13 protein-coding genes are annotated in these 14,032 nt (G+C 43.5%); 6 read left to right on the forward strand and 7 right to left on the reverse strand.

Features of this window, described 5'->3' with window-relative positions; all coding sequences use genetic code 11:
- Positions 1 to 234 (forward strand): hypothetical protein (locus tag HF974_13435; GenBank protein ID MBC2699304.1); only part of this gene is annotated, 234 nt, incomplete at its 5' end.
- A 57-nt stretch (positions 235 to 291) separates the two neighbouring features.
- Here HF974_13435 and HF974_13440 read toward each other — a convergent pair.
- The 5 genes from HF974_13440 to hisF form a co-directional block, all read right to left on the reverse strand.
- A complete protein-coding gene (locus HF974_13440) occupies positions 292 to 828 on the reverse strand; it encodes a nitroreductase family protein (protein ID MBC2699305.1) in 537 nt (178 codons plus the stop codon).
- Between the two features lie 25 nt (positions 829 to 853).
- Complete coding sequence (locus tag HF974_13445) at positions 854 to 2,455, reverse strand: hypothetical protein (protein MBC2699306.1); 1,602 nt, start codon at positions 2,453 to 2,455, stop codon at positions 854 to 856.
- 100 nt (positions 2,456 to 2,555) lie between these two features.
- The gene (locus HF974_13450; protein MBC2699307.1) at positions 2,556 to 3,119 is read right to left on the reverse strand and encodes a hypothetical protein; all 564 of its coding nucleotides are present in this window, start codon (positions 3,117 to 3,119) and stop codon (positions 2,556 to 2,558) included.
- 103 nt (positions 3,120 to 3,222) lie between these two features.
- The gene (locus HF974_13455; protein ID MBC2699308.1) at positions 3,223 to 5,148 is read right to left on the reverse strand and encodes a PGF-CTERM sorting domain-containing protein; all 1,926 of its coding nucleotides are present in this window, start codon (positions 5,146 to 5,148) and stop codon (positions 3,223 to 3,225) included.
- Positions 5,149 to 5,489: 341 nt separating this feature from the next.
- On the reverse strand, positions 5,490 to 6,317 hold the full coding sequence (gene hisF, locus HF974_13460) for an imidazole glycerol phosphate synthase subunit HisF (GenBank protein ID MBC2699309.1): 828 nt from the start codon (positions 6,315 to 6,317) through the stop codon (positions 5,490 to 5,492).
- Positions 6,318 to 6,457: 140 nt separating this feature from the next.
- Between hisF and metG the strand changes: the two genes are divergently transcribed.
- The 5 genes from metG to HF974_13485 all read left to right on the forward strand — a co-directional run bounded on the left by metG (position 6,458) and on the right by HF974_13485 (position 12,685).
- A complete protein-coding gene (gene metG, locus HF974_13465; protein ID MBC2699310.1) occupies positions 6,458 to 8,479 on the forward strand; it encodes a methionine--tRNA ligase in 2,022 nt (673 codons plus the stop codon).
- Between the two features lie 264 nt (positions 8,480 to 8,743).
- Positions 8,744 to 9,157: a hypothetical protein gene (locus HF974_13470; GenBank protein ID MBC2699311.1), complete on the forward strand. Its 414-nt coding sequence runs from the start codon at positions 8,744 to 8,746 to the stop codon at positions 9,155 to 9,157.
- 91 nt (positions 9,158 to 9,248) lie between these two features.
- Positions 9,249 to 10,292: an AAA domain-containing protein gene (locus tag HF974_13475; protein MBC2699312.1), complete on the forward strand. Its 1,044-nt coding sequence runs from the start codon at positions 9,249 to 9,251 to the stop codon at positions 10,290 to 10,292.
- Positions 10,289 to 11,632, forward strand: coding sequence for a VWA domain-containing protein (locus HF974_13480; protein MBC2699313.1), 1,344 nt, complete (start codon positions 10,289 to 10,291; stop codon positions 11,630 to 11,632). The genes HF974_13475 and HF974_13480 overlap by 4 nt, the downstream gene beginning before the upstream one ends.
- Positions 11,633 to 11,668: 36 nt before the next feature.
- Positions 11,669 to 12,685, forward strand: coding sequence for a flap endonuclease-1 (locus HF974_13485; protein ID MBC2699314.1), 1,017 nt, complete (start codon positions 11,669 to 11,671; stop codon positions 12,683 to 12,685).
- A gap of 112 nt (positions 12,686 to 12,797) precedes the next feature.
- Here the strand turns inward: HF974_13485 and HF974_13490 are convergent, their stop codons facing one another.
- Positions 12,798 to 13,151 carry a DUF5615 family PIN-like protein gene (locus tag HF974_13490; GenBank protein ID MBC2699315.1) on the reverse strand — a complete coding sequence of 118 codons (354 nt, stop codon included), beginning with the start codon at positions 13,149 to 13,151 and terminating at the stop codon, positions 12,798 to 12,800.
- Positions 13,152 to 13,400, reverse strand: coding sequence for a DUF433 domain-containing protein (locus tag HF974_13495; protein ID MBC2699316.1), 249 nt, complete (start codon positions 13,398 to 13,400; stop codon positions 13,152 to 13,154).
- Positions 13,401 to 14,032: the final 632 nt, after the last annotated feature.

The following is a 14,032-nucleotide window of genomic DNA, read 5'->3' on the forward strand; positions in this document are numbered from 1 at the left end:
TTTGAAAGTGTGAAGATGTTTAAGGAGGCGAATGTAGCTAAACAGGAAAATGCCATTGAGAACCGAAGGTTCATAATCTCTATTTTTCAGAACATGTTTTTGACTGTTCTCCTGATTGCATCTATAACCATGCTGGTGCTGGGCCAGAAAGAACCTGGTTTTGAAACCATCGGGCTTGTCGGTTTTGCAACCAGTATAATCCTGGCCGCTATAATGATCTCAAGAAAAATATAAATATAAATATAAATATAAATATAAATATAAATGTAACTGTGGGGTTTTATAGATATCCTACTTCCATGGATTACCAAATCTTTCCTTAGACGTGATCTCTGATATCTCCCAACGTCCACTTGACCTGCTGCTATCTGCTGCAGGATAGCCAATAGCAATCACCGCCATAAGTTCCAGGGATTCTGGTGCATTTAGAATATCCCCAACTTCATTCTTCTGGTTCAGTATCTCTCCCAGCCACACAGCACCTAATCCCATACCGTGTGCCACCAGCAACATGTTCTGTATGGCTGCACCACATGCCTGGATATCCTTTGTATGATCATACATCACATCCCTGTCAAGGAATACAGCAATAAGCAAATGTGCACTGTGTACAATTGTGCTGTATCTGGTACATCCTGCAAGTGACCCTGCAATCTCCCTGTCCTTTACTACCACAAAACGCCACGGTTGGTTGTTGAGGCCTGAAGGAGCCCAGCGCCCTGCTTCCAGTATGTCTTCGACCATGCTGTCTTCAACATGGTCAACCAAAAACTCCCTGATACTCCTGCGGGATCTGATGAGCTCAAGTATCCTGGTTTTTTCTACCATTAAACCAATTCCAATCTTTTTTTACTTACCTGCGCAGTGCCAGCAGTACAGCCATCGACAAACCCATCAGACCTGCCAGTATACCAAATCCAGGCTGTTCCCTGGTCGGTGACGGGACCGGTGTAGGTGTAGGTGTAGGTGTAGGGGTATAGCCAGGCCGTGGAGTCTCGCCTGGGAGAAGTGGGGGACTACCTGCTATGAATTCAGGTGAAGCCGATATCTCCTCACTGTGATAGCCCTGGAGGTCATGGAATTTTGCCGTTGCCTGAGGTAATTCATATGTACCGTTTTCACTTGCACTTATAATATAGGTCAGGCTGATGCTGTTCTCCTCACCTATTATCTTTGGTGATTTGGTATAGGTTTCTCCGCTGACAATAGTGACATTATCCGGTAATAGGTCGTTGTCAAAAATCTCTACACTGGCTTTAACATCACCCACATTTGTGGCTTTGATAGTTACTGTTACATTTTCGTTACGCTCAACCTGTGTGGGACTTACAGTCTTCTCAAGCAGGATCTTTGAGCCGTGTACAATGATTTCAGGCTTGGTACATGTCTGGTCATACTCTATGCCGCCCACTTCCCATGTCGCGTCTGCAGCAGGAAGATCATAACCGTCCATATCTGGCTTGATCGGTTTGATAGTATATTTGAAATCCCGATTCTGTCCGGGAGCCATATTAAAATTCCACTGTAGCGGGGAGCTTCCGACCAGTTCAAAATAATTGGGAATAGAATCCCTCAATTCGATATTATTTACTGCGTAAGCGCCGTCATTTCTTATGATCAATTGCACAAAGGCTGTATCGGTCATGAAAATTTCGGATTTAGTAGTCTTGGTGATATTGATCATATTCAGGACTGTTATTTCCTTACCATCTGTGAAATTATGCATCTCATCCTTTTGGTCAATACCAGTCACATTTACGCTGATGTTATATTCAGTATCTTTCATGTGTGAAGGTATCTCCAACTCAAATGAAATTTCTGTGATCGATGCTCCATCTTCGATTATATCCTCAGTATGATGAGTCTTTGTACTTGTGGTAAATGAATAAAACTCAAGTCCATCCGTATCAATGTAAATATCAACATCCTCAAGCGGTGCATCGCCTTCATTTTTGATGTTGATAGTAACAGGTATTTTGGAATTAGTTAACTTGAAAGTATCCTTGTCATCACTCTTTTCGGTTTCAACATCAATATCCAGATCAGGAAGACCGCGAAGTGCTATTTCTATTTTTGCCCAGGGTTCATAGGTATCGTCCTGCCAGTGAATATCACTGTTTGGCATCAAGTCTACTACTTTAACTAATACTTCACCATCATACTTAAAAAAATCAAACGTAAGCATACTATCGCTATAAACCAACTCCCCGTCTTTATAAAGATTTACTCCAACATATGGTGTCCCTATCTGGCCTTTTATACCAGTTCTTGGAAAATCATATGCTTCAACTGTATAGATATCATTGTCAAAAGTCTCTCCCCAATATAATTTATCTGACTTTTCATCAGTCCAGTATGTCAAATCTTTGTCTTCCCATGCCTGGACTAAAAGACAGGAACTTGAAATATATAGTAGAACGATTAATATATATTTTAATAATATTGTACTTTTCATAACCATAGTAGACACCTTATTTTTTATAATAATGTGGATACTTATACTACATATCTTTTTTTATACTTATATTGAAGAGTTGCAGAATATAGCCAATAAATTAGTAACCTGTGGCTATGGCAAGGTTCATGGCAGAACTTTCAAGATTGGAATTACTTCTGACAATGAAAACGATGTTACCATTATTCCAGATGATCTGGTATTTGGGTAATTGATTTCCAGCCCTATATGTGTAAGTTTTTATTCTTGTAGCAGCATGGTCGTTGAAATTGACATTGGTGAAACGATCACCCGTAGATAACTGTTCATACTGGGATTTATAGTTGAAAATAAATTCAGTTGCTGATGAGTCTGAATCCAGTTCAATAATATCTAAAAACACATCTAAATTATCCTCATCCCGATAAGCACCTTCTTTTGATTCGATAATCTTTTCAGAAAATTCATTATAATCAGTGATTGGAAGTGATCCTAAATATTCATATCCAGAAGGCAAATTCTCTACCATGACCATTGAATCAAGGCTAAAATTGTCCTGGTCTATACCTGCTGAAGTATTATCTGAATTGTCAATGATCTCAGTATCTGTATCTTCGATACAGCCAGATAATAATATAATTGAAATTAATAGAATAGAAGCTACTGTTTTTTTTGGATTATACATAAAGATTCCACTTGTTATAATTGATTAATGTTGACGATTGAATTTCGTTAAAAAAAAAGAAATTGAAGGGATTAAAAAACACCCCTTCATCTGTATTGTTGATTTACTCGCGCTGTCTCAGTACCAGATAGGCCACTGCAAGCAGACCTGCTATAGCGAACACAGCCTCAAATCCTGGCACCTTATCTTCTGTAGGCACTTCTGTGGGGACTTCAGTCTCAACAGCATCAGTAGGTCCTTCGGTCGGTGCTCCAGGTTCAACTCCGGTTACGTTAGTTGGTTCCTCTGTAGCCACTTCGGTTCCAACTACTGTTGGGGCTTCGGTTGCTACTGCGCCACCGCCGACGATAACTTCCTGAGCAAGGGCTACAAGATTTCCATCTTCATTAACCCTAACTGCAAAGTCCATGATATCAGTAATATCGTCCTCAGAAAATGTAATATCGTCGTCTTTATTTATTATCTCTATTCTGGTACCATCAGCATCAACTTCGAAGTCATTATACAAATCTTCGTCGGCAGATTCGACTTCAACGGTATCAGTGGAGATTAGATCTATGTTGTTTATCTTCACCAGATTGGTGTTCATACCAGCGAAAACAGTCTCTACTGTGAAATTCATGACTTCGGTATCGTCAGAAGCACCAAGGTCTTCCTCGTAAGTGAAGTCATTTCCTTCAGTGACAACTACATCTTCAACTTCTTCACCATCATTAGTCAGTGATAGCCATGACTTTTTACCGTCAACATCAATCTCCAAGGCAGTGATCGCCCAGCCACCAGTAAGGGACAGTGATTCACCTACTCTCAGAAGATGATCATCATCGTCATCTTCATCAACAAGTTTCGCGCTGATAATCCAGTCGTTACCCTTGTCAACAACGGCAAATTTAGCACCGGCCCATGCTATATATTCATTACCTTCATCATCAGTCCAAGGTAGTGTACTATATATTAATTCACCTTTTGGAACAGTCAAATTATCAAAGATAGGCATGGTTAAATTTTCTTTACCTTCATTGTCATCTAAATCATAGTAAAGAATGCTTGGGTTGTTCCGAGATGATGCATTTAGCCATGAAAGACCAGCACCATCCTGAGTACCATTAACAGCTCCAATCAACTCATAAGTTCCAGGTTCAGTGATTATCCTTGCTAAAGCTACAAGATTACCATCTTCGTTAACCCTAACTGCAAAGTCCATGATATCAGTAACATCGTCCTCAGAAAATGTAATATCGTCGTCTTTATTTATTATCTCTATTTTGGTACCATCAGCATCAACTTCGAAGTCATTAAACAAATCTTCGTCGCCAGATTCGACTTCAACGGTATCTGTGGAGATTAAATCTATGTTGTTTATCTTCACCAGATTGGTGTTCATACCAGCGAAAACAGTCTCTACTGTGAAATTCATGACTTCGGAATCGTCAGAAGCACCAAGGTCTTCCTCGTAAGTGAAGTCATTTCCTTCAGTGACAACTATATTTTCAACTTCTTCACCATCATTAGTCAGTGATAGCCATGACTTTTTACCGTCAACATCAATCTCCAAGGCAGTGATCGCCCAGCCACCAGTAAGGGACAGTGATTCACCTACTCTCAGAAGATGATCATCATCATCATCCTCATCAACAAGTTTTTCACTGATAATCCAGTCGTTACCCGTGTCAACAACGGCAAATTTAGCACCACTCCATGCTATATATTCATAACCTTCATCATCAGTCCAAGGTAGTGTACTATATATTAATTCACCTTTTGGAACAGTCAAATTATCAAAGATAGGCATGGTTATGTTCTCTTTACCTTCATTGTCATCCAAATCATAGTAAAGAATACTCGGATTATTCTTAGATGATGCATTTAGCCATGAAAGACCAGCACCATCCTGAGTAGTATTGACGGCACAAATAAACTCATACGGTGCTGCCACTTCTTTAGCAGCCGATGCCGCTGGCACCATTGCCGTGAACATGGTAAGCACCATAAGAGCAGTTAATGTTACTGCGGTTATTTTCTTATTCATTTCTTTTCCTCCAAATTAATTTTATTGGTTATATCTACCCGCTGATGCGGGTTTCTATTAGAGTGACCGTATTGAATGTGCCTCATAAGCCCCCCTCAGGCAGCCTACCGGAGACACTGATCCGCCTGCATCATTGCGAACCCATTGGATTCGACAATTGCCGCAATCGGTTTCATCACCCTCTTAATCCCGTCATACGGATTATAAGTAATCTATAAGTTATTACCCTTTTAAATCTTTTTTGGTCGGATTTTAGTCAAAACAAGCATTCAGCTCCATTGTGACCAACGAAATAGAGTACACATATTGTCGAAGTAAAGCCCCGGATTTCACGCTCTGGTTCAATGAACTATTCTAACAGGTACGCTTTTATCATCCAGATAATCCTTGACATCTCCCACCAAGTATTCACCGAAATGGAATATGCTGGCAGCCAGCGCCGCATCTGCATGCCCATCCACAAACGCATCGAACATGTGCTCAGGCCCTGCCGCCCCTCCCGAGGCGATCACCGGGATATTGATCGCATCAGATACAGCCCTGGTAATTGGTAGATCATATCCGTAATACGTACCGTCCCTGTCCATACTGGTCAGCAAGATCTCACCTGCACCCAGCCCTTCCACCTGCCTGGCCCACCTGAGTGCATCAATACCAGTAGGGGTGCGGCCCCCGTATATAACCACCTCATACCATGCAGGCGTGCCGTCCTCCAGAACGATGATGGTCTTATCCCGGCCATCTTCAATATCCGGATTCCGGCGGCAGTCGATCGCTGTTATGATACACTGGGAACCAAATATCTTCGACGACTCACTTATCAGGGCCGGGCGCTTAACTGCTGCCGTATTAATAGATACCTTATCTGCGCCCGAACGCAGTAAGGACTTGATATCCTTAATCGAATTAATGCCCCCGCCCACGGTCAGCGGGATGAACACCTCATCGGCAGTGCGCTCTATCACATCGATCATAGTGGAACGCCCCTCATGGGATGCAGTAATATCCAAAAAGACCAGTTCATCAGCTCCCTGGAGGTTATATTCCTTGGCTAGTTCAACCGGGTCGCCTGCCCTTCGCAGGTCTTCGAACTCGATCCCCTTGACCACACAACCGCCAGCCTCATCAAGGGTAACATCCAGACACGGTATTATCCGTTTTGTCAGCATCGGTCTTCCTTCACCTTGTTATTCATGCCCATTTATTTAATCAGGGAAACATATTTTAGAATTAACATTCATTCATGAGCATCATATCACATTAAGCATATTACTTTAAACATACTGTTATTATGGAGGATTCAAGATCAATGTCAAATATCCCTGTTGATAAGCCCGTCCTGGTCACCTGCGGACTGCCGTATGCCAACGGTGAATGCCATATAGGACACCTGCGTACATACATTCCTGCCGACATCTTTGTCAGGTCCCTGCATAAGCAAGGACTGAAAACCATTTTTGTATGCGGTTCAGATACCCACGGCACACCTATAGTTGTCAGTGCCGAACAGACAAATACCACTCCTAGTAAACTCATAGAGAAATACCACCATCATTTTGACGAAGTATTTAAGAAACTGGGCATCCGGTTCAACTTCTTCGGCACTACAGACGGGGCTGTGAACCACAACCGTACTAATGATATTGTTAACAGGTTGATCGAGAACAATTATGTATATCCCAAAACGATCGACCTGGCATACTGCAGCCATTGTGAAAGATCTCTACCTGACCGTTATGTGGAAGGTATCTGCCCCTACTGTGAATCACTTGCAAGAGGTGACGAATGCGACCAGGGATGCAACAGGCACCTGGAGCCAGGGGAGATACTGGAACCGATATGCAAGATATGTGGGAACAAGGCAGAATACAGGGAACAGGAACACTTCTTTTTTAGATTATCATCATTCAAGGATTTCCTGCTGGAATACCTGGAAACCCTGGGAGGGACATCCAATGCCCGCAACTATGCCAGGGAATGGGTGAATAAGGAACTCAGGGATTGGTGCATCACACGCAACCTTGAATGGGGCGTGAGGTTCCCAGGCCATGACGAACTGGTAGTATATGTATGGGTAGATGCCCCAATAGGATATATCTCATTTACAGAAGAGTACTGCAATAATGCCGGATTGGACTGGAAACATATCTGGCAGGGTGATTCCAGTATCATTCACTTCATTGGCCTGGATATAGCATACCATCACTGCATATTCTGGCCGGCAATGTTAAAGGGTGCAGATTATTCACTACCCCATGCGGTAGTGGCCTCGGGCATGGTAAAGATCGATGATAAGACCTTCAGTAAGAGCAGGGGTTATGTGGTCTGGGTGAACGATGACTACCTGGATCATGGATTCCACCCAGACCTGCTGCGCTATTACCTGGCCAGCTACACATCACACACCAAGGACCTGAACTTCTCATGGAAGGTGTTTAAGGAAAAAGTAAATAACGAACTTGTAGGTTCACTGGGAAATTTCCTTTACCGTACGCTGCATTTTACGCATAAGAATTTTGGTGGGGTACCTGAGGGAGTTGTATCCGACAATGTGCTGGATGAGATACGCAGCACCATCCGTAAAGTGACCGAAGCCATGGAAGAATATGAGTTCAAGAAGGCAATTGACATAATAATGGGTCTATCCGCATACGGTAATACATACTTCCAGTCAAACGAGCCCTGGCACCTGATCAAAAATGACCCGGATGCCTGTGCAGGGGTGGTCAAGGACTGCATCCAGGTCGCAAAGGCACTGGTACTGCTGTGTGAGCCTGTTATACCAGCTAAGATGAATGAGGCGTGGGTTCACCTGGGGCTGGAAGGCGATGTCAGCCAGATGAGGTATGACGAAGGGCTGGTGGAACTGGAATCGGGAAGGTCCCTGCCAAAACCTGCAATCCTGTTCACAAAGATAGATGATAAGAAGATAGACGAGATGGAGGTTATTATGAACAAACGAATAGCCGAAGCAATGGCAAAAGAGGAAAAGGCCGCACCGCAGGTCCCCGTTGTTACATTTGAGGAATTCAATAGAATGGATATCAGGACAGGGACCATAGTTTTTGCCGAAGCCATTAAAGGGTCTGATAAATTAGTAAAACTCCAGGTCGATATCGGAGAGGATATCCCAAGACAGGTGGTGGCAGGTATTGCCCTGACACATGTGGCCGATGAACTGGTGGGCAGGCAAATTGTCCTGCTGGCAAATATGAAACCTGCCAAACTGTTCGGCGTGGAATCCATGGGAATGATACTTGCCGCTGATGCAGCCGGGGCAGTGCTGCTGCAGCCTGAAAATAAAGTGGAAAACGGCACATTGATTAAATAAAAACCATATATGAAAAGGAATGGGGCTTGACGGATCGGAGGGGATGGATACGATGCCGTTTAATGCCCCAATATTAATTATATTAGCAACAACTTATTTATAATGTTTTCGATTGGTTTTATGCAGATCAAGAGATAAATAATAATTATCAAAATTGTATCATTTAAGTAAATATCTTAATATCAACTTATTAACTAAATATCTTAATATCAAGTAGATATATTAATATAATGATTCTTATCAGATCGAAATTAGGTGAAATAAATGGAAAATGAATGGAAGATGGACCTTGATATCCCTGACATCGGTTCGCTGATAACATTACTCAGTGCTGCTTTATCTGCAGCCATTATGGGTGTGGGTAATGTTTTATACGTGGTAATAATGGTGACCACTGCATATGAAGCAAAAGGAAAAGAATTCTTGCTAAGTTTAATAAACCCTCAAGCAAACCTTACATTCGAAGCACAATTTGTCCTGGTTGTAGGGACCCTGCTGATAATATCTGCAATTTTTTTCTTTATTACAATGTTGGTCTCTATCTATGAGACGTATGCGGTATCCAAAAAAGAAAGGGGCGGACGCATGATAATAGTGTTTGTATGTTTCGCACTTTCCCTCCTAGTCTTAATATTAGCATTGTTTTACACGATGTCATTTAGATATTTTATTTATTAGTAATGAGGCGATAAAAATGGGCAAGATCAGTATTCACGGTAATATTCAGGAAGTCCCGAAAGTGGAGGAAGTGGACGAGTCCAAACAGATAATGAAAGCCAGGATCGAGACCAAGACCCACAGGGTATTGTATCCCTTTACAGCCATTGTGGGCCAGGAAAGGATGAAACGTGCCCTGATCCTGAACGCAATAAATCCTTCCATTGGCGGAGTATTGATAAGGGGGCAGAAGGGGACTGCCAAATCCACTGCAGTCAGGGGTCTGGCTGAGATACTGCCTGAGGTCGAAGTGGTCTCGGGATGTACATATAGCTGCAATCCCCGTGACGAGGATAAATTCTGCTGGGAATGCCAGATACGCAAAGATGAGGGGACAATCACTACTGAAAAACGTCTCATGAAAGTAGTTGACCTACCCGTGGGTGCCACAGAGGACCGGGTGGTAGGTAGCCTGGACATAGAAAAGGCCGTTACCGAAGGTCTCAAAGCCTATGAACCAGGCATACTTGCTGAGGCGAACGGCGGCATCCTGTATGTGGATGAGATAAACCTGCTGGACGATTTTGTAGTGGATGCACTCCTGGATGCGGCAGCCATGGGCGTGAACACCGTAGAAAGGGAAGGAGTAAGTGTAAGCCATCCAGCCAAGTTCATAATTGTCGGGAGCATGAATCCTGAAGAGGGGGAACTGCGGCCCCAGCTGCTGGACAGGATAGCACTCCAGGTAGAGGTGGTGGGTATCCAGGACCTGGAACAAAGAGTAGAGATCGTGGAGCAGACCAATAGATTTAATGACGACCCTAATGGTTTCAGGAAAGAGTTCCAGTCAGAACAGGACCGTATAAATTCCCGGATAGTAAAGGCCCAGCAGATGCTTCAAAGGGTGGTTACGACCAGGGATAATCTCCAGACCATAGCCGAGATATGTATAGAATTCAATGTTGATGGACACAGGGCAGATATTATGATCGAGAGGACCGCCCGTACCAATGCGGCATTCGAAGGAAGAGACCGGGTCACCAATGAAGATATTGTGGAAGCTGCCGAGATGGTACTGCCGCACAGGATGAGAAAGCGGCCGTTTGAGGAGGAAGAGTTCAGCGTCGAACTGCTGAGACGACTGGTGGAGAAATGAGCGATATCATTGCCGAGAGGATGCGAAGTAACCTGAAAAAGGAATACGGCATTAAAGTGTTCCATATCGGCAAACCCCTCCTGGCGATCAGGATACCAAAAACTGAGATCAATGAGTTCGACAATGACGATTCTGACTATATCAAAGAACTGCTGGTGGATTTAAAGGACCAGATCCATCTGGATGAGGTGATCCATGCCTATATTATAGCAGACAAGTCCTATGTTGTGCTGGACCCATACGATATTTTCTGTGAGGTTTTCGATGATGTTCCTATCCCGAAACGTAAGAGACCCGATGCGATTCAGGTGATCGAACCACAACCTGTAACAAAGATGGACCATCGCACTCCCATATACCGTACACCCACCTATGTGGCCCCGGTACCAAGAACACCCGAGTTAATAGCACCAGTATACCAAGCCCGGGGTGATAAAAAGCTTGAAGTTGTGGAGGAACCTGAAATTGAAGATACGGAAATTGGGGCTAAATCAGATGAAAAGATCGTAAGAAATATCCTCAGTGACTTTGCAAAAACACGAAAAAAGAAATTGGTCATCGGCCAGATGAAGAGCGGTAGGCGGGCAGAGGTCCTGACCAAAGGAAAACGGGGCAGGTATGTGAGATCCCGCCTGCCTGACGGCGAAGTTACCGATATTGCAGTGGCCCCAACCATCAGGGCGGCGGCATTGCATGCTGAGAATGGCAAGATCAGGGTCAAGAAGAGCGATTACAGGGAGAAGGTCAGGCGCAGGCGTATTGCCACGCTTATTAATATTGTGATGGATACCAGCGGCAGCATGGATGAAATGGATAAGGTGGATATCACCCGCAGCGTGATAGTGGCGTTATTAAAGGATGCATACCAGCGGAGGGATAAGGTATCGCTGGTCACGTACAGCGGCCGGAAAGGCGAACTGGTACTACCCTTCACGTCATCAGTTGAACGCGCAAAACGATATCTTGAGACAATTCCATTCGGTGGTACCACTCCGCTGGCTTCAGGTATCCTGATGGGACTGCACTCCCTGCACAATGAGATCAAGAAGGACCCATCCACGATTCCCATAATGGTTCTGGTAACGGATGGTAAGTCCAACGTTCCCCTGGAAGTGGGCGGCAATATCCGCAGGGAACTTTCCATGGTGCTGCATTATGTGATAAGCGAAGGAATCCATGTGCTTATTGTGGATATGAGCAGTCACGGTTCAAAACTTGCCAGCGAGATAGCAGAAGAGGTGAACGGCAGATATTACCAGCCCGAACGTCTGAATAAAGAAACACTATATAAGGCCATCAGCGACCAGAGGGATGATGCATCATATTTTACTAATGTTTAGGAAATAAGTCTTGTAGAAATTTTTGGAGTAGGGAACATGGGTGTGGAATTGGGCGATATCTTTGAAAAACACGAGATCCAGTTAAGTGACCTGGCAGGCAGGGTGGTGGCCATTGATGCTTTCAATACCCTGTACCAGTTCCTGAGTATAATCAGGCAGAGGGACGGTACGCCCCTGATGAATTCCAGGGGTGAGGTGACCTCACATCTATCAGGGTTTTTGTACCGCACCACGAACCTTGTGGAAGCTGGCATCAAGCCGGTATTTGTATTCGACGGTAAGCCCCCGGATTTCAAGGCCCGGACCCTGAAGGAGAGGTCGAAGACCAGGGATAAGGCCATGAACCGCTGGAAAGAGGCAGTTGCTGCGGGTAAGGAGGAGGAAGCTTTTATACATGCCCAGGCTTCGTCACACCTGAAAGAGGGCATGGTTGAAGATGCCAAGACCTTGCTTAGATTTATGGGGATCCCTGTGGTGCAGGCTCCCTCGGAAGGTGAGGCGCAGGCTGCCCATATGGCACTGACAGGAGATGCAGATTTTGCTGCATCCCAGGACTATGATTCACTGCTGTTCGGTGCACCCAGGGTGTTAAGGAACCTGACCGTTACTGGAAAACGCAAGCTTCCGCGTAAGAATATCTATATTGATGTGAATCCTGAGATCATTGATCTTGAGGATGTATTGTCTGCCAATGGCATCACCAGGGAGCAGTTGATCGATATTGCTTTGCTTGTGGGTACTGATTACAATCCCGGAATCAAGCGGGTTGGACCTAAAACGGCTATGAAATTGATAAAGCAGCACGGTGGGATTGAGGCAGTGCTGGTTGAGAAGGGGGAGGAGATTGAGAATTTGCAGGTGATCAAGGACTTCTTCCTGTATCCTGATGTTATTTCTGATTATGAGATTTCGTGGAAGTCCCCTAAAGAGTCTGAGATTACTGATTTTCTCTGTAACAGGCATGATTTTTCCGAAGTTCGGGTGAAGGGTGCGGTAGGCAGGTTGGTGGAAGCTTCGGATGCGGGCCAGCAGACTCTTGACCAGTGGTTCTGAAATGGTGCAGAGGAGCGGTCTGTTGTATTGGCTTTTTTTAACGTGTAGGTAAGTATAAACACACAATTCTATCTCGCGGTTGAAATTCAATTATAAAATTGGTGTTCTTGATTCATGTCTTTCCCGTTATTCTTACAGTTGTTTCTGTAACAACAATGAAATCTCCAGGGAGTGATTTTTCATATTTTTCAAGCAAGTGTTTTAGTACAGCTATTTTGTTTGCAGCTCTCTCATCTTCAAGACGCAAAAGTATCACACCTTTATGCTGTTTTTTCTCCCGAAAAACAAGCTCAGCAAAGTCCTTGTCGTTTGTGATCAGTATCCGGTTTTGCTCACTGGCTTTCTTGATTACCTCTTTATCATCCGCGCCCCTGATTTCATCATATACCGAAACCACATCATGATTTTGCAGGCGCAGCCACTGTGCAACCGCAAGCCCTGTGCATTCATCCACAAGGAACCGCATCTAACAGGCCCCTGCAGTCAAAGGCATAAATGTGGTGTTTTCAAGGGATTCTGTTGCAAATAGCAAACATGCTTTAATGTCATCTTCGTTTAATCCTTTGTATTCGTCAAGGATCTCCTCCACAGAAGCGCCATGTCCTAATAATCCCAGGATATACTGCACCGTAAGTCTTGTTCCCCTGATCACAGGTTTTCCAGTCATAACATTGGGGTCAAGAATGATGCGTTCAAGCAATTTTTCTGCGTTCATAATTTTTCACCTTATCTATTATTTTCTCTTTAGTCATATAAAGACCATTGATTGCCTTTGATAAAGTAGAGACTTTTTATTTTCTTCTGGTTGAACCAAATATGCGTCCAAACCAAACATATCTAACCTAAATATTTCAACTGTCTTCATTAAATGATAAACAAAAATATCCAACGTCCTCAAACAGTATAAAATTTCAAGGTGAAATGAGATAGTTACCACTAAGACAATTGACAAATAATATAATTAAATCTCAGCCGTACTTGATTTTAGCTCGACTTAGAGGAGATAAACCTCTCCAGACGCCAGTATTAAAACACCGCTTATTCACTGATAAGAATAAATTATAACAAAAATTAGCTAGTACGTCAACGATTTTAAACGATCTGGCTTGATTCATAACATCTTTTATCAAAGAGAACAGCTGCTCCATCACATTGTTAGTTTCTGGAGTGAATCCTTTCTCCAGCAATTTCCTGTTATTAAAATATATTTTTTCAGCATATGAAACCACATTTTTCGATGCTTTTGACAGATGGTTTTATCAAAAGCATCGAAAAATCCATGTCTGAAGCCCGCTTCATAATTGTCTTATAACATAGCGTTGACTCGATAACGGATTCAGCAAGAAT

This window comes from ANME-2 cluster archaeon, from assembly GCA_014237145.1.
Lineage (GTDB): Archaea > Halobacteriota > Methanosarcinia > Methanosarcinales > Methanocomedenaceae > Methanocomedens_A.